The following is a 19989-nucleotide window of genomic DNA, read 5'->3' as shown; positions in this document are numbered from 1 at the left end:
GACCGTTCTACCCGGCGTCACCGACAGATCCGCCACCCGGCGCCGTCCCGGCCCGGGACCGGCGGCGGATCAGCGGCCGGCGTCGTCGACCGGTGCGAAGACGCGGGCCCAGTCGACCTGCAGGCGTACCTCGTCGGGGGTGGTCGCGTCCGGGCCGGGGATCCACCCCGACGCCGGGCCCTGGTCGAGCTGGACGGCCAGGTGCATCGGGGTGGTGGGGATCGCGCGGCGGTCGGTGACCTCCCACTTCTTCACCCCGTCGACGTACCAGGTGATCCGGTCCGGCAGCCACTCCAGGGCGAAGGTGTGCCACTGGGTGAAGTCGCCGGGGGTGTCGGTGGACAGGATGTGGTTCTGCGCGCCGTAGTGGACGAAGGCGGTGGCCGCGTGCCGGTCGCCGAACGGGATCTCCATCATGTCGAGCTCCCCGTCGTCGGGGAACCGCTCGGAGTCCGGCCAGAGCAGGATCGCGGGGCTGTAGCCGTTGCCGACGTCGGTGCGGGCGCGGAACTCCCAGCGGCCGTAGAGCCGGCCGTCGTGCATCGCGACACCGCCGGAGACCCCCCCGCCCGCGGCCCGGGGGCGCGCGGTCACGGTGAGCAGGCCGTCGCCGACGCCGACCGCGGACGGGCGGCGCAGGCCGTTGCCGAACCCGCCGGGCGAGTTGTAGACGCTCCAGGTGGAGCGATCGACGCGGGAGCCGTCGAACTCGTCGCCACCGACCTGGCGCCACTGCTGCGGCGGGGGCGGGGGCGGCAGCTGGTTGTCCAGTGCGGAGGTCGCCGGGTCGGCGGCGACGGCCGTGCCGTCCGGCGGGACGAGCACGGTCCAGGTCAGCCCGGCGGCGGCGACGAGCACCAGCGCCATCGCTCCGGTGCCGTGCGCGATCCGGCGGCGCAGGCCGGTGACGGCGCGGTCCGGGCGCTCACGACGTCCGGTCCGCCCGGCACGGTCCGCCCGTCCGGCACCGTCCGGGATCTCGGCCCGGACGACCGTGGCACGGGCTCCGCGGTCGGTGGGGCGGATACGGGAGGTCGTGGCGACCGGCTCCGGCGTCGTGGAGACACGCGCCACGGGGGTCCTCGCCACGGGGGGCCGGACCACGGGTGCCTGCGCTGCCGCCGGAGGCCGGGGCGCTCGGCGCGGGCCGGGGACGGGGTCCGGGGCGGGGCGCGACGGCGCGGGCACCTCGCGTACGGGGCGGCGGGACTCCGGGACAGGGTCGGCGGGGGCGCGGTCCGCGGCGGGGAGGGCGACGGTCGACGCCACGATGTCCTCGGGGCGGGCGACGGGTCCGCGGGCGGCGGACCGGGTGGGCTCGGAGCCGGCTGCCGACGACGTCCGGCGGGCCGGCGGCACCGGCCCGCGGCGACCGGCCGTCGGCCACGCCGCGTCCACCGGGCCCGTCGGCGCGGCCGCCGGGGCCGCCGTCCTCCGGGCGGCAGGCTGCGGCGCGGGCGGGACCGCGGGTGCCGTCGTCCGGGACGTGGACGACGCGGCCCGTCGCCCGGTCGGCCACGGTGCGGCGGCACGACGTCCGTCGACGGGCGGCTCGGGCGAGCGGTGCCGGCCGGAGTCCGCGGTGTCCGGCCGGTCCTCGGAACGGTGGGAGCCGGGACGGCGGGCGCCGGCCCCGGCGGGGGCGGCGTGGCGCGACGTATCCGGGCGCTCCCCGGCCCGCGACGCACCACTCCCCGTTCTCTCCACGCAAGCAGGACGCGCGGGCCCCCGTCCGGTTGCCCCGTCAGGAGGTCGCGCGCGTCACCCCGCCTGCGACCGGGGATCAGGCGGGCGGGGTACCGACGGTCGCGGGGGCACCGTAGGACCGCAGGACCTCCGGCACCGTGACCGTCCCGTTCACGTCCTGGAAGTTCTCCATGATCGCGAGCATGGCGCGGGCGGTGGCGCCGGTCCCGTTGAGCGTGTGCACGTTCTCGGTCGGTGCTCCGGCCTCGCGACGGAACCGGACGTTCAGGCGTCTTGCCTGGTAGTCGGTCGTGTTGGAGCACGAGGTGATCTCGCGGTAGCGCTCCTGGACCGGGAACCAGGCCTCGATGTCGTACTTCTTCGCGGCCGGGTTGCCGAGGTCGCCGACGGAGATGTTCTGCACCCGGTAGGGCAGCCCCAGCTCCTGCACGATCGACTCCTCGTGGGCGAGCAGCTCCTCGTGCACGTCCTGGGAGTTCTCCGGCAGGCAGTAGACGAACATCTCGACCTTGTCGAACTGGTGCACCCGGAACATGCCCTTGGTGTCCTTGCCGGCCGCACCCGCCTCGCGGCGGAAGTTCGTCGAGAACGCGACGTACTTCGCGGGCAGGGCGTCGAGGTCGACGATCTCGTCCATGTGGATGCCGGCGAGCGCGACCTCGGAGGTCCCGGTGAGGTAGAGGCCGTCCTTCTCCAGCTCGTAGAGGTTGGACGCCTCGGTCGGCAGGAAGCCGGTGCCGTACATCGCCCGCTCGTTGGCCAGGACCGGGCCGAGCACCGGGACGAAGCCCTCGCCGGCCAGCTTGTCCATGACGTAGCGGAACAGCGCCATCTCGAGCTGCGCGACGTCGCCGAAGCGGTAGGCGAACCGCGAGCCGGACAGGCGCGCGCCGCGCGCCATGTCGACCCGGCCGGTCGGCGACGCGAGGTCCAGGTGGTCGCGCGGGGTGAAGTCGAAGACCGGCGGCTCGCCCCAGGTGCGGACGGTGACCGCGTCCTCCTCGGCCATGCCGTCGGCGGCGGTCGGGTCGGGCAGGTTCGGGATGCGGGCGAGGAGCTCGGAACGCTCGACGTCGGCGGCGGCGAGGGCGTCCTCGGCGGCGCGCAGCTCCTCCTTCTCCTGCTTGAACTGCTCGACCTGCTCGGGGGTCGGCTTGCCCTTGGGCCGCTGCTTGGCCGCGGCGCGCAGGCTGCCGACGCGGTCGGTGGCCTCCCGCCAGCGGGCGTCGACCTCCAGCAGGGCGTCGAAGTCCGCGGACGCGCCGCGACGGGACAGCGCCGTGCGGAAGGTGTCCGGGTCCTGTCGAGCCGCCTTGAGGTCGATCACTGCTGTTCCAGCCTCTCGGGTAGTGGAGGGGTCATCGTAGAACCGGGAATGATCCGGCCCGCGCAGTGGTAGTCAAGGACATGACTGTCTCCCTCGGCCGGTACGGCGTCTGGCGGCACGAGACCGGGTTGTCCCCCGATCTCGCCGCCGGGATCGAGAAGCTCGGGTTCACCGCGGTGTGGATCGGCGGCTCCCCTCCCGGGGACCTCGCCCTGGCGGAGTCGCTGCTGGACGCGACGACGTCGCTCGCGGTCGCCACCGGCATCGTGAACATCTGGGCCACCCCCGCCGACGAGGTCGCGGAGTCCTTCCACCGCATCGAGAAGAAGCACCCGGGCCGCTTCCTGCTCGGGATCGGCGTCGGGCACCCGGAGGCCACCAGCGACTACACCCGCCCGTACGCGGCGCTCGTCGCCTACGTGGACCGGCTCGACGAGCTCGGTGTCCCGGTGCAGGGACGCGCACTCGCGGCACTCGGGCCGAAGATGCTGGACCTGGCCCGCGACCGGTCCGCCGGGACGCACCCGTACCTGACCACGCCCGAGCACACCCGCTCCACGCGCGAACGCTACGGCGCCGGGGCGCTGATCGCGCCGGAGCACAAGGTCGTGCTCGACGACGACCCGGAGGCCGCGCGGGCCCTGGGCCGTCCGGTCGTCGAGAAGCCCTACCTGGGGCTGGTCAACTACCGGAGCAACCTCAAGCGGCTCGGCTGGGCCGAGTCCGACCTCGACGACGGCGGCAGCGACGCCCTGATCGACGCGCTCGTCGCGCACGGCACGCCGGAGCAGGTCGCGGCCCGCCTGAACGAGCACCTCGACGCCGGCGCCGACCACGTCTGCGCCCAGGTGATCACCCCCGGGATGGCCGATCCGGAGGGCGACCTGCGCCGGCTGGCGAGCGCGCTCGGCCTCGGCACCGCCGGATAACCTGGGCCGGGTGCGCCCGACCCCCGACCACCCGTCCCTGCTGGGACCGCTGCGACGGCCGGCGCCACTGATCGTGGCGGCGGCCGTCGCCGTCTTCGCCGTGCTGGCGTGGGTGTACCGCGGCGACGCCGCCGCCGGGCGGATCGACCGGCGCGCCGGCAGCGCGGTGGACGCGCTGGGCCACCGCCCGGGCTCCCTGCTCGCCGATGCGGTGACCTTCGGGTCCCCGCCGACGGTCGTGCTGTGCGCGCTGCTGGTCGCCGGCCTGGCCCTGTACCTGCGACGACGGCGCCTGGCCGTGCTGGCCGTCGTCGGCCCCGGCCTGACCGGCGTCGCGACGACGGTGCTCAAGCCGCTGATCGGCCGGACCATCGGCACCGCCACCGCGGACGGCTACGCCTTCCCCTCCGGCCACACCGGAGGCGCGGTGTCGATCGGGCTCCTCGTCGCGCTGCTGCTGGTGGGGCTGCTGCCGGTGGCCCGCACCGGGCCCGCCGTCGCCACCCTGGCCGCGACGGCGCTGCTGGCCGGCGGCACCGTCGGCGCGGGCATGGTGCGGATCGGGGCGCACTACGCCACCGACACCGTCGGCGGGTTCTGCGCCGCGGTCGCACTCGGGCTGGGCTCGGCGCTGGTCATCGACCGGGTCGCCGACCGCCGGATCCCGCCCGTCCGCACGACCTGACCGGGGTCCGGCACCGCAGGTGTGGAGCCCGGGCCGGCGGCACGACCCGACCGCGGGCCGGCACGGCCGGGTGTGAGGCCCGTCCGGGTACGGGACCGGACCCGCTCACCCGTCCACCACCGTCCGGCCGGTCTCGACCGCGGGGCAGCTGGTGCGGACCGGGCACCGGTCGCAGTCCGGCCCGGCGCGGGCGACGAACACCGCACCCGCCGAGTCCTCGGCGCAGGTCATCAGCACGTCGCGCCAGTGCCCCATCTCCTCCGGGCGCAGCGCCGCCTGCTGCGGCTCCTTCGCCTCCCCGTTGGCCTTGCGGTCGGCCAGGAACAGCAGCCGCGCCCCGCCCGGCTCCACCCCGCCCCCGACGAGCTGGTCGAACGCGCCGAGCGAGGCCGCGAGCTGGTAGACGGCCAGCTGGTGGTGCTCGGCGGTGGCCCGGGCCGAGGTGGCCGTCTTCCCGGTCTTGACGTCGACGACGACGGGGCGCCCCTGGTCGTCGCGTTCGAGCCGGTCGACCCGGCCGCGGAGCCGGACCCGCCGGGCCGCCCGCGCGGCCCCGCCGCCGCGTCCGCCCGCGCCGTCGCCGTCGGTGTCGACCGGGAGGAGCGCGGCCCCCGCCGGGTCGTCGTCGCCCGCACCGATGCCGCCGGGGGCCAGGCCCGGGTCGTCGCCCTCGCTGTCGTCCTCGCCGTCCAGGTCCAGCTGCACCGGCTGCTCGACGGCCACCAGCTCCAGCCCCTCGGTACGGCTGCGGCGGACCCAGTCGTCGAAGGCGGCGAGCATCTCGCGCACCCGGACCAGCTCGCGGCGCCCGAACCACGGCGCCCCGGAGTCCAGCCGCCGCCACGCCGAGCGCAGCGCCTCCTCCAGCTCGACCGGGTCGGCCCCGGCGGCGCGGGCCTGCACCAGCGCGTGCACCAGGGACCCGGTGACCGCCGACAGCGCGCCGGTCTCGTCGCCGCCGTGCCGGGACAGCACCCAGCGCAGCGGGCAGCCGGCGATCGTCTCGACGTCGGAGGGCGAGATCGGGACGAGCTCGCCCTCGGCGCGCAGCGGGGCGCCGTCGGACAGGTCGGCGACGCCGTACCAGTCGTCGGGGTGGGCCCCGGGGACGCCGTCGGCGGCGAGCCGGGCCAGCTGGGTCGCCGCCCGGTGACGGCGTGCGGCGCGTCCCGGGTCGCCGTGGTCGGGTTCGGTGACGGCGCGCCGCAGCTCCCCGACCAGCTCGGCCATCACCAGGGAGCGCTCGGGCCGGTGCACCGGGCGGGCCTCGGCGGCGTCGGCGGGGCGGGGGTCGAGCTCGTCGAGGAACCGGGAGGGCTGCTCGTCCTCCCCCTGCACGGCGCTGACCAGCAGCGTCGTCCGGGCACGGGTGCAGGCGACGTAGAACAGCCGCCGCTCCTCGGCGAGCAGTGGCGCCGTGCGGGAGACCGCGTCGTCGGGGGCGGCGACCCCGCCGACGAGGTCGACGAGCCGTTCGTGGCCGAGCAGGCTGCCGCGCAGCCGTACGTCGGGCCACAGCCCCTCCTGCACCCCGGGCACCGCGACGACCGTCCACTCCCGGCCGCGGGCGCCGTGTGCGGTGAGCAGCTCCACCGCGCCGCCCCGGGGCGCCTGCGGGGCCAGGGTCTCCCCCGGCAGCTGCTGGTCGAGCAGGTACTCCAGGAACCCGCCGACGTCGGCGCCGGGCAGCCGGTCGGTGTAGCGGGCGGCGGCGTCGAACAGGGCCAGGACCGCGTCGAGGTCCCGGTCGGCGGCCGCTCCGCCGGGGCCGCCGCGGGCACTGGCCTCGCTCCAGCGCTTCGCCAGGCCTGTGCGCCGCCACACCTTCCACAACGTCTCCTCGACCTGCTCGCCCGCGCCGATCGAGCGGGCGGCGGTGTCGAGGAGGCGGCCCACGTCGCGCATCGGGGCGGCCTCGGCGGGCGAGAGCATCGGCAGCGGGTCGGGCCGGCCCGCGACGGCGTCGCGCAGCATCCCGACCAGCAACGGGTCGCTGCTCGCCGCGGCCGGGTCGACCTCACCCGCCTCGACGCGCTCGTCGTCGGCGAAGGTCCGCACGTCGTGCCCCGCGGCGGCGTGCATCCGCAGCAGGCCGCGGCGCAGCCGCCGCATCCGCATCGGGTCGCCGCCGCCCAGCGGTGAGGTGAGCAGGGAGGTCGCGAGGTCGGCGTCGACCGCGGACGGCCGCCATGCCGCGCGCAGCACCAGGAGCAGCGGCACGACGGCGGGCTGGCGCGGCAGCGGCACCTCGTCCGGTGGTGCGGCCAGCGGGACCCCGGCCGCGGCCAGCGCCCGGCGCAGCGCGGGCAGGGTGCGCCGCGCGGACCGGGACAGCACCGCCATGTCCGACCAGGGCACCCCGTCGACGAGGTGTGCGCGCCGCAGCCGGTCGGCGATCCACCCGGCCTCCGCGGACGGCGACCCGAACACCCGGACCTGTAGCGCCTCGCCCACCCCGGACCCATCCGGGGCCTCGGGGGCCGGGGCGTCGTGCTCCGGGCCGCGCCGGGTCCGGGTCACCCCGGAGCCGGGCAGCTTCTCCGCCACCCGCAGGCCCGCCGCCCGCACCCCGGGCCGCTGGCGGTGGTCGACGGTGAGGACCTCGGTGGGCGCGTCGAGCACGGTCAGGCCCTGCGGGTCCGCACCACGGAAGGTCAGGACCGCCTGGTCGGGGTCGCCCGCGAGCAGCGTGGACCCCGCGTGCTCGGCCAGCGCCGCGACCAGCTCCATCTGCTGCGGGTCGAGGTCCTGCGCGTCGTCGACCAGGAGGTGACGGACCCGGCGCCGCTCCTGCTCCCGCAGGTCCGGGTCCGCGGCCAGGGTGTCCAGCGCGGCGGCGACGAGCTCGGCGGAGTCCAGCGCCGGGGCCGTCGCCTGTGGTGCGCCCCGCCCCGCCGCCCCGCGGAGCAGCGTGACCTCCTCGTAGGTGCGGAAGAACCGGGCCGCGGCGACCCACTCCTCGCGCCCGTGCTCGCGTCCCAGCTCGGCCAGCTCGCGTGGCCCCAGCCCGCGCTCGGCCGCCCGCAGGAGCAGCTCCCGCAGCTCCGCGGCGAACCCGGGCAGCCCGAGGGCCGGGTCGAGCCGCTCCGGCCAGCCCGAGCCGGGGACGGTGCCGCCCCAGCCGTCGATCTCCCCGGCGAGCAGCTCGCGGACCACCACGTCCTGCTCGGCCGAGGCCAGCAGCCGCGGCGGCGGGTCCTCGTAGCGCGCGGCGTGCAGCCGCAGCACCCCGAACGCGTAGGAGTGCACCGTCCGCACCAGCAGCTCGCGGGTGGTGCGCACCCCGAAGTCCCCGGCGAGCTCACCCCCGCCCGCGGTCAGCAGCGACGTGAGGCGGCCACGCAGCTCCTCCGCGGCCCGGCGGCTGCCCACCAGCAGCAGCACCGACCCCGGCGGCTCACCGGCCCGGATGCGGCGGACCACCGCGTCGAGCAGCAGGCTCGTCTTGCCCGTGCCCGGGCCGCCCAGCACCCGCAGCGCGCCGCGCTCGTGCGCGAGCACCCGCGCGGCGGCGCCGGTCCACTCCCGAACGGGAGCGGGCCGGGGGTCCGCACGCACCAGGCGCGGCGACGCCTGCTCGGGGGCTGTTCGGCTCATGGGGCGATGAGACCACGGGGCACCGACAGCGTCAGACTGCAGGCGTGGACTCCGAGACCCTGGAACGGGTGCGCGAGGTCGTCCGGTCGATCCCGCCCGGGCAGACCCTCAGCTACGGCGAGGTGGCCGAGCTGGCCGGGATCCGCTCGGCGCGCCTGGTCGGCCGGATCCTCGCCGAGGACGGCCACGACCTGCCGTGGCACCGGGTGCTGCGCTCCGACGGGCGCTCGGCCCCGCACATCGCCGCCGAGCAGGCGGCCCGGCTGCGGGCCGAGGGGATCCTGATGGTCGACGGCCGGCTGCCCCGCGAGCACCGCAGGCGCTGAGCCGACTCAGGCCCGCCGGCGTGCCCCGATCCCGGCGACGATCGCCTCCACCCCCCAGGTGAAGGTCTCGACCGGCAGCGCGGCGACCTCGTCGCTCAGCGCGTGGGTCAGCGGCTGGGCGCCGGGGTCGAGCCGGGCCCGGCGCCGTTCGGCGGTGTAGGCCGCACCCCGGACCGGGTCGTGTCGCTGCTGCTCCTCGATGACGTGCCCGACGACGAACGCGTTCACCGTCGTCAGCGCCCGTTGCGCGTCGAGCGGGGTGAACCCCTGCGCGACGAGGGCGGCCAGCGGCACCTCCAGAGACCGCAGGGCCGCGTCGTCGAGCAGGTAGGTGCCGGCCACGAGCAGAGCGCCGTCCCGGTGACCGAGGAGCGTGTCCCGGCTCGTGGTCGCCGCCGACCGCAGCAGGTCCGCCCAGCCCAGTCCGGCGGCCTCGCCCACCCGTTCCAGCATCCGCCGCACGATGCGCGTCGCCATCTCGTCGCGCAGGGCCGCCATGTCCGGCAGGTGGTAGTAGAGCGCCCCGGCACGCACCCCGAGCCGGGTCGCGAGCGCGCGGGCGGTGATCGCGTCGAGGCCTCCCTCGGCGAGCAGGTCGAACGCGGCGTCGACGATCGCGTCGCGGTCCAGAGCCACGTCGCCCCCTTGACGTTGAACAGTGTTCAGAGAAGTGTAGGCGACCTCGGATTTGAACATCGTTCAACGGAGGTGTCCTCATGAGAGCAGCCGTCGTCTCGACCTTCGACGCGCCGCCGGTCTGCGCCGACTTCCCCTATCCCGTCGCCGGTGAGGGCACGGTCGAGGTCAGGATGCTCGCCGCCGGGGTGCACCAGCTCGTCCGGTCCGTGGCCGCGGGCACCCACTACTCCGCCGGGGACACGCTGCCGTTCGTCGCCGGGGTGGACGGGGTCGCCGAGCTCGACGGCCGCCGGATCTACACCGGCGGCTGCCCCACCCCCTACGGGACGATCGCCGAGCGCACCGTGGTCCCGGCGGGGTGGGCGGTGCCGGTGCCGGACGCGCTGCCGACCGAGCTGGCCGCGGCGGTGGTGAACCCGGCGATGTCGTCATGGATGCCGCTGGTCGACCGGGGCGTCCCGGCGGGTGGCACGGTCCTCGTCCTCGGCGCGACGGGTGCCTCCGGCGGGCTCGCCGTACGGATCGCCCTGCACCTCGGCGCGGACCGGGTGATCGCCGCGGGGCGCAACCCCGCCGCGCTGGAGCAGGTCGCCGACGACGACCGGGTCGTCCCCGTCCGGCTCTCCGACGACCCCGCCGCGACGACCGCCGCCCTCGCGGCCGTGCTCGACGGCGGCCCCGACGTCGTCCTCGACTACCTGTGGGGCCGGTCGCCGGGGCGACCTTCGAGGCACTGCGGTCGGGCAGCCTCCGGCACGGCGGCCGGCCGGTGCGGTACGTGCAGATCGGGGCGCTCGCGGGCCGGACCGTCGCCCTCGACGCGTCGATCCTGCGTGCCCGCCGGATCGAGGTGTCCGGCAGCGGCGGGGGCAGCATCGACCCCGCGCTGCTGTTCGCGGAGCTGCCGCGCCTGCTCGACGCCGTCGCGACCGAGGGGCTCCGGATCCCGCTGCGGGTGGCGGAGCTGGGAGACGTGGAGCGGGCCTGGACCGCGGACGAGCCCGGACGCCTCGTGGTCACCACAGGCTGAGCGCTCTGCTCACCATGACGCAGCAGTGGCCCGCCGCCCGATCGAGGCGCACGTTCTCGCCCTCGCCGGGGCGGAAACGTGCGTCTCGATGCGCCGGGCGACGCTCGACGGGACTGCGAGGGTGCTGCGTATCGGTGAGCAGAGCAAAGGGGCGGCCGATCAGGGCGCCGCGCGGCCCTGCACCCAGGTCGCGTCACGGTCCTGGTCGTGCCCGACGTGCGCGACGAGCCCGTGCCCGCCGAACACCTGTGCCAGCACCGGAGCCTGGGCCGTGCCCGTCTCGATCAGCAGCGCCCCGCCCGGCGCGAGCCACTCCCCCGCCCCCGCGGCCACCCGGCGGGCCGGGTCGAGGCCGTCGCGGCCGCCGTCGAGCGCGGTGCGGGGCTCGTGGTCGCGGGCCTCCGGGGGCATCGAGCCGATCGCGCCGCTGGGCACGTAGGGGGTGTTCGCGACGAGCACGTCGACGCGTCCCCGCAGTCCGGTCGGCAGCGCGGCGAACAGGTCACCGGTGTGCACCGTCCCCACCCCGGCCAGGTTCTGCGCGGCACAGGCGGTCGCGACCGGGTCCGCGTCGGCGGCGTGGAGGTCGACGGCGGCCCGGCGCGCGACGGCGAGCCCGAGCGCCCCGCAGCCGCAGCACAGGTCGACCACCAGCGGGCGCCCGGGATGCGCGGAGCCCGGCAGCGCGGCGACGGCCGCGTGCACCAGCGCCTCGCTGCGACGGCGCGGCACGAACACCCCCGGGGTGACCCGCACGGTCAGCCCGTCGAAGTCCACCCGGCCGAGGACGTGCTCGAGCGGCTCCCCGGCGATGCGGCGGCGGACCAGCACCTCCAGCTCCGGCCCGTCGGCCGCGGCGGCGAGCAGCGCGGCCTCGTCCTCGGCGAACACGCAGCCCGCCGCCCGCAGCCGGGCGACCAGGTCCGGGTCGGGCCGGGGCACCGTCAGGCCGCGAGCACCGCGGCGGCCCCGGCGGCGTAGCGCTTCAGGACGGCGGTCACCACGTCGTCGTGCACGCCCAGCGGGTCGGCGACGACGTCGGCCCCCGATCCGAGCAGCCGCGTCTGGAAGACCCCGGGAGCCAGGAGCCAGGACGCGACCGCGACCCGCCGCTCCCCGGCGTCGTGCAGCCGGGCGACCAGCTCGGTCACCGACGGGCTGCCGGTGGCGGCGAACCCGACCGGGACCGGACGGCCGACCCGGCGGGCGAGCATTCCGGCGCTCGCGTGCACCTGCGCGACGGCGGACGGGTCCGACGAGCCGGCCGCGGCGAGGACGACGGCGTCGCCGTCGCGGTAGCCGGCAGTGCGCAGCCGGTCCAGGGCCGCGGCGGCGAGCAGCGGGTCGGGCCCCATGGAGCGGGTGACCGGGAACCGGGCCGGGTCGGCACCGACCTCGGCGAGCTGGGCGGGCAGGTCGGTGCGCACGTGGTAGCCGGCGGCGAGGAACGCGGGGACGACGACGGCGCCGTCGTGGCCGCGGTCCCGCAGCCCGATCACGGCGTCGACGACCGTGGGACCGCGGACGTCGACGTAGCAGATCTCGACCTGCGGGCCATGTGCGGCGACGGCCGCGGCGAGCGACCGGATCACCGCGTCGGCGGCGTCGGAGCGCGACCCGTGCGCGACGAGGAGCAGCGGGAGCCCGGTCACCGGGTCACCTCCGGGTCCTCGGCGCAGTGCGCGCCGTGCTCGGGTTCGAGCGCGAGCCGGTAGCCGCGGCGCACCACGGTCTGCACCAGGCCGGGGACGCCGAGCGCCGCACGGAGCCGGCCGATCGCGTTCTCGACGGCGTGCTCGTCGCCCGCCCCACCGGGCTGCGCGGCGAGCAGCTCGGCGCGGGACACGACCCGGCCGGGGCGCTTGGCGAGCAGCCGCAGCAGTGCCATGGGCGTCGGCGGGAGCGGGCACAGCGTGCCGTCGACGAGCACCGCGTGTCCGCGCAGCTCCAGCTGGTGGCCGCCGACCGGGAGCCTGCGGGCGCGGGCCGGGGCGACGGACTCGCAGGTCCGCACCATCGCGCCGAGCCGGGAGCGCTGCGGCTGCACCGTCGGCACGTCGAGTGCCTCCAGCGGTGCCGCGGTGACCGGGCCGACACACAGCGCCAGCACGGGGCCGCGCAGCGCGGTGAGCAGGCCCTCGCGCAGACCGCGCTCCCCGGCGCGGGCGAGGATCCCGGCCGCGGCGGGGGCGCTGGTGAACGACAGGACGTCGATCCCGCCGGCCAGGGTGGTGTCGATCAGCCGGTCCAGCGGGCCGAGGTCCAGCGGCGGCGCCCACCGGTAGACCGGCACCGTGACGACCTCGGCGCCCGCCATCTCCAGGGCGTCGACGACGTCGGGCAGCGGCTCGCCGTGCAGCTGCACCGCGATCCGGCTGCCCTCGACGCCGCGGTCGAGCAGGTGCTCCAGCACCTCGGCGGTGGACTCCGACTCCGGGGACCAGGCGTCGACCAGGCCCGACGCGCGGATCGCGCCACGCGCCTTGGGGCCGCGGGCGAGCATCTCCGAGCGGCCGAGCGCGGCGAGCAGGTCCTCGCCCAGCCCCCAGCCGTCGGCGGCCTCGATCCAGCCGCGGTAGCCGATCCCGGTGGTCGCGACGGTGATGTCCGGTGGTGCCGCGACGAGCTCGCGGGTGCGGTTCTCGAGGTCGGCGTCGTCGGCGAGGGCCACGATGCGCAGCGCGGGCCCGTGCTGGACGGTCGCGCCGCGGCGCTCCAGCATCGTGGCGAGCTCCTCGGCGCGTCGGGCTGCGGTGACGCCGACGGTGAACCCGGCCAGCGGTGGCACCGGGGCCGCGTCGGGCGCGGCGGCGGTGTCTCGTGCGGCGGATCGGGTCACCGGTTCTCCGTTCCTCCGAAACCCCGGCCGGCCGGCGCGGAGGACGCGCGGAGGTCGCCGGGAGCGTCGCGGGTGGTGGTGGGCACGACGGTGCGGGAAGGCCCGTTCACCGTAGCCCGACCTGCAGCGCGTCGCCCATGACCCGCACCGCGAACGCGGGCAGGCTCACAGCGTCGCCGTCGTCGGCCCCGGCCAGGCAGCGGCCGTCGCGCAGGGCGAAGACCTGCTTGTGGAGCGGTGAGGCGACGGTCGGTTCGCCGCCGCGGTCGCCGACGATGCCGCGCGAGACGACCGCGGCCCCGGTGAACGGGTCGATGTTGCCCAGGGCGTACACCGAGCCGTCGGCGAGACGGAACAACGCGACCTGGGTGTCGCCGACGAGTGCGGCGGCCCCCCGGCCGGGCTGCAGCCGGTCCACCGGGCAGACGGTGAGCCAGCCGGTGGGCTCGGTCCCGGCCGGGGCGGGCGCGGTGGTCGTGGTGGTCGCGTCGAGCCGGGTGGTCATCGGGAGGACACCTCCGGGAGGCCGATCAGGACGGGCTCGTCGGGACGGCCGGGGGCCGGGACGTTCTGTCCCCGCTCCTCGACGAACCGGACGGTGGGGTCGGGGGTGTCGGGCGCGTTGACGAAGGAGACGAACCGCTCCAGCTTCTGCGGGTCGGCCAGGACGCCGGCCCACTCGTCGGCGTAGGAGTCGACGTGACGGGCCATCGCGGCGTCGAGCTCGCCGCAGATGCCGAGCGAGTCGTCGACGATCACGGCGCGCAGGTGGTCCAGCCCGCCCTCCATCGCCTCGATCCACGGCGCGGTGCGCTGCAGCCGCTCGGCGGTGCGGACGTAGAACATCAGGAACCGGTCGATCGTCCGGACCAGCGTCGCGGTGTCCACGTCGGACACGAGCAGCTCGGCGTGGCGCGGAGTGAAGCCGCCGTTGCCGCCGACGTAGAGGTTCCAGCCGTGCTCGGTGGCGATCACGCCGAAGTCCTTGGACCGGGCCTCGGCGCACTCGCGCGCGCAACCGGAGACGCCGGACTTGAGCTTGTGCGGGCTGCGCAGCCCGCGGTAGCGCAGCTCCAGCTCGACGGCGAGGCCGACCGAGTCCTGCACGCCGTAGCGGCACCAGGTCGTGCCGACGCACGACTTCACGGTGCGCAGCGACTTGCCGTAGGCGTGCCCGGACTCGAACCCGGCGTCGACCAGGCGGCGCCAGATCGCCGGCAGGTCCTCGACGCGGGCGCCGAACATGTCGATCCGCTGTCCACCGGTGATCTTGGTGTAGAGCCCGTAGTCGCGGGCGACCTCGCCGATGACGATCAGGCCCTCGGGGGTCACCTCGCCACCGGCGATCCGCGGCACCACCGAGTAGGTGCCGTTGCGCTGCATGTTCGCGAGGAAGTGGTCGTTGGTGTCCTGCAGGGTCGCGCGCTCGCCGTCGAGGACGTGCTCGTTGTAGAGCGTCGCGAGGATCGACCCGACGACCGGCTTGCAGATGTCGCAGCCCGACCCGCGGCCGTACCGGGAGATCAGCGCGGAGAACGAGGTGATGCCCGCCCCGGCGACGATCTCGAAGAGCTCGGCGCGGGAGTGGTCGAAGTGCTCGCACAGGGCCTTCGAGACCTCGACGCCCTGCTGGGCCAGGATCCGGGCGAGCGCCGGGACGCACGAGCCGCAGGTGGTACCGGCGCGGGTGCACGCCTTCAGCTCCGGCACTGTGTGCGCACCGTCGGCGATCGCCGCGCACAGCGTGCCCTTGGTGACGGCGTTGCACGAGCAGATCTGGGCCGAGTCCGGCAGTGCGGACGCGTCGGGCTCGGCGCCGCCCTTGGAGATGAGGGTGACCGGGTCGTCGGGCAGCCGGGACCCGACCAGCGGGCGCAGCGCGCCGTAGCGCGAGGCGTCGCCGACCAGGACACCGCCGAGCAGGGTGGACGCGTCGTCGGACACGACCAGCTTGGAGTAGGTCCCCTCGACCGGGTCGTTGACGACGATCTCCAGCGCGCCCTCGGTGACCGCGTGCGCGTCGCCGAAGCTGGCGACGTCGACGCCGAGCAGCTTGAGCTGGGTGGACATGTCCAGCTCCTCGGGCGTCATCCGGGCCTCGCCGCCGAGCAGCCGGTCCGCGACGACCTCGGCCATCGCGTAGCCGGGGGCGACCAGGCCGTAGGTGCGGCCCTCCAGCGCGGCGCACTCGCCGATCGCCCAGACGGCGTCGTCACGGGTCCGGCAGCGGTCGTCGACCCAGACGCCGCCGCGCTCGCCGACCGGCAGGCCGCAGTCGCGGGCGAGCTGGTCGGAGGCCCGGATGCCGGCGGAGAACACGACCAGGTCGGCGTCGAGCTCGACGCCGTCGGACAGCGTCCCGACCAGCCTGCCGCGGTCGGTGGACACCGCGGCCAGCGACACCCCGGTCCGCACGGCGATGCCCTGCGCGGTGACCAGCCGCTCGAGCAGCGCGCCGCCGCCCGCGTCGACCTGCACCGGCATCAGCCGCGGCGCGATCTCCACGACCTGCGGGGACAGCCCGAGCAGCCGCATCGCGCGCGCCGCCTCCAGGCCCAGCAGCCCGCCGCCGACGACGATCGCCGACGGCCGTCCCCTGCGGCCCGGGTCGTCGGCGGCGGCCGCGGCGGCCGCCTTGATCGCGTCGAGGTCGTCGAGGGTGCGGTAGACGAAGCACCCGGGCAGGTCCTTGCCGGGGACCGGCGGGACGAACGGGTAGGAGCCGGTGGCGAGCACCAGCGCGTCGTAGGTCAGGGTGCGGCCGGACGCGGTGGTGACGCGGCGGGCGTCGCGGTCGACCGTCGCGACGGCGTCACCGAGGTGGTAGGTCACCAGCGGGTCGCCGCGCAGCTCGTCGTCGTCGAGGCGCAGCTCCTCCTCGGAGCGTCCGTCCACGTAGGAGGACAGGGCGACCCGGTCGTAGGCGCGGCGGGTCTCCTCGCCGAGGACGGTGATCTCCCAGTCCCCGGCGGTGTCCCGGTCCCGCATCGCGGCGACGAGGCGGTGGCCCACCATGCCGTTCCCGACGACGACCAGACGACTCATGCTCTGCTCCTTCATGCCGCGCTCTCCTGCGGCGGGTCGATGTCGGCCAGCCAGTCCCGGATCCCGCAGACGACGTCGCGGCAGCTCCCGCAGCCGGTGGCGGCCCGGGTGCGCCGCGACAGCGCGTCGACGTCGTGGGCGCCCGCGCGCCACGCGGTGACCAGCGCGTTCTTGGTGACGCTGTTGCAGCGGCAGACCACGGCACTTCCCGGCATCCGGACCGGGTCGGTGGCGGGCGACGTCTCGCCGGGCAGGGCCCGGCCGAGCAGCAGCGCGAGCCGGTCGGAGGGAGCGGGGGCGCCGGAGTCGTAGAGCCCGGTGATCATGGCGGCGGCGTCTGGCAGTCCCATGAGGACGGCCCCGACGACGCGGTCGTCGCGCAGCGCGAGCACGCCGTAGCGGCCGCGGCGGGGGTCGGAGACACGCAGCTCCTCGTCGCCCGCGGTGGGGTCGCCGAGGGCGGCGAGGTCGATGCCGCGCGCCTTGAGCCGGGTGACCGGGCGGGTGCCGCGGTAGCGCGCGGCCGGGTCGGTGCCGGTCAGCAGGTCGGCGAGGACGGCGGCCTGCTCCCAGCCGGACTGCACGAGCCCGCCCGGGGCGCCGGCGTGCTGCGCGCAGTCGCCGAGGGCGTGCACCCGGCCGTCGGCGGTAGCGAGACGGTCGTCGACGAGGATCCCCCGGTCGACCGCGAGCCCGGCGTCGGCGGCGAGCCCGCTGTTCGCGCGCACCCCGGCGGCGACGACGACGTGGTCCGCGGCGATCCGGGAACCGTCGTCGCAGTCCAGGCCGGCCTCGGGGTCCCAGGCCTTGGCGCCGACACCGCAGCGGACGTCGACCCCGAGCCCGCGCAGCGCGGTCGCGAGCACCTCACCGGCGCCCGCGTCGAGCTGGCGCTCCATCAGGTGGGTGCGCGGGTGCACGAGGGTGACGGCGACACCGCGTCCGGCGAGCCCGCGGGCGGCCTCGACCCCGAGCAGCCCGCCCCCGACGACGGCGATCCGCGCGCCCGGCGCGGCCGCGTCGAGGATGCGCCCGCAGTCGTCGAGGTCGCGGAACAGGCTCACGCCGCGGGCCGGGACCTCCGGGGCCCCGGGGTCGGCGAGACCGTCGACCGGCGGCAGCCAGGCGCGGCAGCCGGTGGCGAGGACCAGCTCGTCGTAGGGGTGGACGGTGCCGTCGTCGGCGTGGACGACGCGCGCGGTCCGGTCGAGCGCCGTCGCCGCGACGCCGGTGTGCAGGGCGACGCCGTCGACGACGGGCAGCGCGACCATGGCGGGCCGCAGCCCGCCGGCGAGCACGGTGGACAGCAGCACCCGGTTGTACGCGGGGCGGGACTCCGCGCCGAGGACGGTGAGCGTCACCCGCTCGCCGTCCGGGTCGCGCCGGCGGACCTCCTCCACGAAACGGGCGCCGACCATGCCGTGCCCGATCACCACCACGCGCCTGCTCATGACACCGACGGTAGGAACGGGGGGTTACGGGCAGAACGCCGGCCATTGCACGGGCGTTACGAGGTCCTCATTCTCGGCGGGCGCCCTCCGTGAGCCGGGACCTCGCAGCGGTTCCTCCCCCCTCGCAGCCTCTGCAGCGTGTGCGAGGTGGGGTGGGACCGTCCGAGGTGCGCCTGCGCAACGGCCGCGGAGCCCACCGTCCGCGCGGTGATCCGCAGAGCGCGCGGTGATCCGCTGCTCGCGCGTGTCCCGACGCGCGCGAGCAGCGGATCAGCGCGCGGACCGACCCGCGCCGGTGGGGCTCAGCTCGGCGGCGGTGCCGGATCCGTCGGACGGGTCTCGGTCCGTCGAGGCGGGTTCCAGCCGCACCGCGGCCACCTTGAACTCCGGCATCCGGCTCACCGGATCCAGGGCAGGGTTGGTGACGTTGTTCGCCGCCCCCGCCCCACCGAAGTGGAAGGGCAGGAACACCGTGTCCGGGCGCAGCGTGGTGACGCAGCGGACGCGCGCCGTCGTCGTCCCGCGGCGGGACACGACGTCGGCCAGGTCGCCGTCGCCGAGACCGTGCCGGGCGGCGGTGTCCGGGTGCACCTCCACGAAGACCTCCGGCGACACCTCCGCCAGCTCGGCGACCCGGCGGGTCTGCGCACCGGACTGGTAGTGCACCAGCACCCGGCCGGTCGTCACGGTCAGGGGAAAGCCGGCGTCCGTGCCCTCGTCCGGCTCGACGTGGTCGACCGGCAGCATCCGGGCGCGTCCGTCGGGGTGGCCGAAGCGCTCGGTGAACAGCCGCGGGGTCCCGGGGTGGTCGTCGGCGGGGACCGGCCAGTGCAGGGCCTCGCCCGCGTCGAGCCGGTCGTAGGACACGCCCGCGTAGTCGGCGATCCCACCGGCCGAGGCGCGCCGCAGCTCGTCGAACACGGTCCGCGGATCGGCGGGGAACTCCCCCGGCGCGTCGAGGGCCGCGGCCAGTCCGGCGATCACCTCGAGGTCGGTGCGCACCCCGGGCGGCGGGGCGAGCGCGCGACGGCGGCGCAGGACCCGTCCCTCCAGGTTCGTCATGGTCCCCTCCTCCTCCGCCCACTGGGCGACGGGGAGCAGGACGTCGGCGCGCAGCGCGGTCTCACCGGGCAGCACGTCGGCGACGACGAGCAGGTCCAGCGCGTCGAGCCGCTCGGCGACGGCGCGGGCGTCGGGCGCGGAGACGAGCACGTTCGAGCCGAACACCAGCAGCGCCTTCGGCCCGCCGGGGCGGCCGAGGGAGTCGAGGAGCTCGACGGCGCTGCGGCCGGGCCCGGGGATCGAGGGCTCGGGCACCCCCCACACCCGTGCGACGTGCGCGCGGGCGGCCGGATCGGTGATGTGCCGGTAGCCGGGGAGCTGGTCGGACTTCTGTCCGTGCTCGCGCCCGCCCTGGCCGTTGCCCTGCCCGGTGATCGTCCCGAACCCGGATCCGGGGCGGCCGGGCAGGCCGAGCGCCAGCGACAGGTTGATCCACGCGGCGACGGTGTCGACGCCGTGCGCGTGCTGCTCGGCGCCGCGCGCGGTGAGCACGTAGCGCCGCATGGACTCCGCGAGCCAGCGCACGACGGTGCGCATGTCGATGGCGGCGACGCCGCAGACCCGCTCCGCGCGCTCGGGCCACCACTGCGAGGCGATCGCCCAGACGTCGTCGAAATCGGTCGTCCGGTCGTCCACGTAGGACAGGTCGAGGTGCCCGTCGACGACGGCGGCGTGCAGCATCCCCAGCGCCAGGACCAGGTCGGTGCCCGGGCGCGGCGCCAGGTGCAGCCCGCCGGAGGCGAGCGCGCGCTCCGCGGTCGGGGTGCGCCGCGGGTCGACGACGACCAGGCGCGCGCCGGTCAGGTGCGACATCAGGGGCGGCATGGTCTCGGCGACGTTCGCGCCGGCGAGGACGACCAGCTCGGCGTCGTCGAGGTCGGTGACGGGGAACGGCAGCCCGCGGTCGACGCCGAAGGCCCGGTTGCCCGCGGCGGCCGCCGAGGACATGCAGAACCGTCCGTTGTAGTCGATCTGGCTGGTGCCCAGCGCGACCCGGGCGAACTTCCCGAGCAGGTAGGCCTTCTCGTTGGTCAGCCCGCCCGCGCCGAACACCGCGACCGAGTCGGGCCCGTGCTCGGCACGCAGCGCGGCGAGCCGCGCGGCGACGCCGGTGAGCGCGTCGTCCCAGCCGGTCTCGGCGAAACCGGCCGTCCGCGAGGTCCTGACCAGCGGCGACGTCAGGCGTTGCGGATGGGTGAGCAGAGCGCCGGAGGTCCAGCCCTTCTGGCACATGCCCCCGGCGTTGGTCGGGAAGTCACGGGCGTCGACCTCGCCGGACGGGCCGACCCACTGCCCGCACTGCAGGGCGCAGTACGGGCAGTGGGTGGCGGTCCGGTCGTCCGGACCCACGG

General features: G+C 76.4%; 16 protein-coding genes. 4 read left to right on the top strand and 12 right to left on the bottom strand.

The genetic code is table 11. The features are described from left to right. Nucleotides 1-69 precede the first annotated feature (69 nt). Together MTO91_RS05210 and serS are read right to left on the bottom strand one after the other, a co-directional pair. Entirely contained in the window at nt 70-1074 is a 1005-nt protein-coding gene (locus MTO91_RS05210) for a glycoside hydrolase family 16 protein (protein ID WP_476653929.1), read from the bottom strand. A gap of 709 nt (nt 1075-1783) precedes the next feature. Next, a complete protein-coding gene (gene serS, locus MTO91_RS05205) occupies nt 1784-3034 on the bottom strand; it encodes a serine--tRNA ligase (RefSeq protein ID WP_476653928.1) in 1251 nt (416 codons plus the stop codon). Between the two features lie 80 nt (nt 3035-3114). Between serS and MTO91_RS05200 the strand changes: the two genes are divergently transcribed. Next, the gene (locus tag MTO91_RS05200) at nt 3115-3963 is read left to right on the top strand and encodes an LLM class F420-dependent oxidoreductase (RefSeq protein ID WP_346108546.1); all 849 of its coding nucleotides are present in this window, start codon (nt 3115-3117) and stop codon (nt 3961-3963) included. Between the two features lie 10 nt (nt 3964-3973). Continuing rightward, nucleotides 3974-4648 (top strand): phosphatase PAP2 family protein, encoded by a 675-nt coding sequence (locus tag MTO91_RS05195; protein ID WP_476653927.1) that lies wholly within the window; start codon nt 3974-3976, stop codon nt 4646-4648. Nucleotides 4649-4753: 105 nt separating this feature from the next. Here the strand turns inward: MTO91_RS05195 and MTO91_RS05190 are convergent, their stop codons facing one another. Beyond that, nucleotides 4754-8245, bottom strand: coding sequence for an ATP-dependent helicase (locus tag MTO91_RS05190; RefSeq protein WP_476653926.1), 3492 nt, complete (start codon nt 8243-8245; stop codon nt 4754-4756). A 44-nt stretch (nt 8246-8289) separates the two neighbouring features. Between MTO91_RS05190 and MTO91_RS05185 the strand changes: the two genes are divergently transcribed. Further along, nucleotides 8290-8571, top strand: a complete 282-nt coding sequence (locus tag MTO91_RS05185) for an MGMT family protein (protein WP_073578330.1) — start codon at nt 8290-8292, stop codon at nt 8569-8571. Nucleotides 8572-8577: 6 nt separating this feature from the next. On the opposite strand, the gene MTO91_RS05180 is transcribed toward MTO91_RS05185, so the two are convergent. After that, on the bottom strand, nt 8578-9207 hold the full coding sequence (locus MTO91_RS05180) for a TetR/AcrR family transcriptional regulator C-terminal domain-containing protein (protein WP_476653925.1): 630 nt from the start codon (nt 9205-9207) through the stop codon (nt 8578-8580). Between the two features lie 322 nt (nt 9208-9529). Next, a complete protein-coding gene (locus MTO91_RS05175; protein ID WP_405419081.1) occupies nt 9530-9682 on the bottom strand; it encodes a hypothetical protein in 153 nt (50 codons plus the stop codon). Between the two features lie 228 nt (nt 9683-9910). On the opposite strand from MTO91_RS05175, the gene MTO91_RS05170 reads away from it, so the two are divergent. Beyond that, the gene (locus MTO91_RS05170) at nt 9911-10240 is read left to right on the top strand and encodes a hypothetical protein (RefSeq protein ID WP_476653924.1); all 330 of its coding nucleotides are present in this window, start codon (nt 9911-9913) and stop codon (nt 10238-10240) included. Between the two features lie 159 nt (nt 10241-10399). On the opposite strand, the gene MTO91_RS05165 is transcribed toward MTO91_RS05170, so the two are convergent. The 7 genes from MTO91_RS05165 to MTO91_RS05135 all read right to left on the bottom strand — a co-directional run bounded on the left by MTO91_RS05165 (nt 10400) and on the right by MTO91_RS05135 (nt 19987). Then, nucleotides 10400-11182: a putative protein N(5)-glutamine methyltransferase gene (locus tag MTO91_RS05165; RefSeq protein WP_476653923.1), complete on the bottom strand. Its 783-nt coding sequence runs from the start codon at nt 11180-11182 to the stop codon at nt 10400-10402. 2 nt (nt 11183-11184) lie between these two features. Continuing rightward, nucleotides 11185-11892, bottom strand: coding sequence for a sirohydrochlorin chelatase (locus tag MTO91_RS05160; RefSeq protein WP_476653922.1), 708 nt, complete (start codon nt 11890-11892; stop codon nt 11185-11187). Next, nucleotides 11889-13079, bottom strand: a complete 1191-nt coding sequence (locus MTO91_RS05155; protein WP_476653921.1) for a uroporphyrinogen-III synthase — start codon at nt 13077-13079, stop codon at nt 11889-11891. Before MTO91_RS05155 ends, MTO91_RS05160 begins: the two co-directional genes overlap by 4 nt. Nucleotides 13080-13185: 106 nt before the next feature. After that, nucleotides 13186-13584: a nitrite reductase small subunit NirD gene (gene nirD / locus MTO91_RS05150; RefSeq protein WP_476653920.1), complete on the bottom strand. Its 399-nt coding sequence runs from the start codon at nt 13582-13584 to the stop codon at nt 13186-13188. Then, complete coding sequence (gene nirB / locus MTO91_RS05145) at nt 13581-16124, bottom strand: nitrite reductase large subunit NirB (protein WP_476653919.1); 2544 nt, start codon at nt 16122-16124, stop codon at nt 13581-13583. Before nirB ends, nirD begins: the two co-directional genes overlap by 4 nt. An 11-nt stretch (nt 16125-16135) precedes the next feature. After that, entirely contained in the window at nt 16136-17575 is a 1440-nt protein-coding gene (locus MTO91_RS05140) for an FAD-dependent oxidoreductase (RefSeq protein WP_476653918.1), read from the bottom strand. Nucleotides 17576-17845: 270 nt separating this feature from the next. Beyond that, a complete protein-coding gene (locus MTO91_RS05135; protein ID WP_476653917.1) occupies nt 17846-19987 on the bottom strand; it encodes a molybdopterin oxidoreductase family protein in 2142 nt (713 codons plus the stop codon). Nucleotides 19988-19989: the final 2 nt, after the last annotated feature.

The organism is Pseudonocardia sp. 2-7, assembly GCF_056341085.1.
This window is presented reverse-complemented; position numbering and strand designations above follow the sequence as displayed.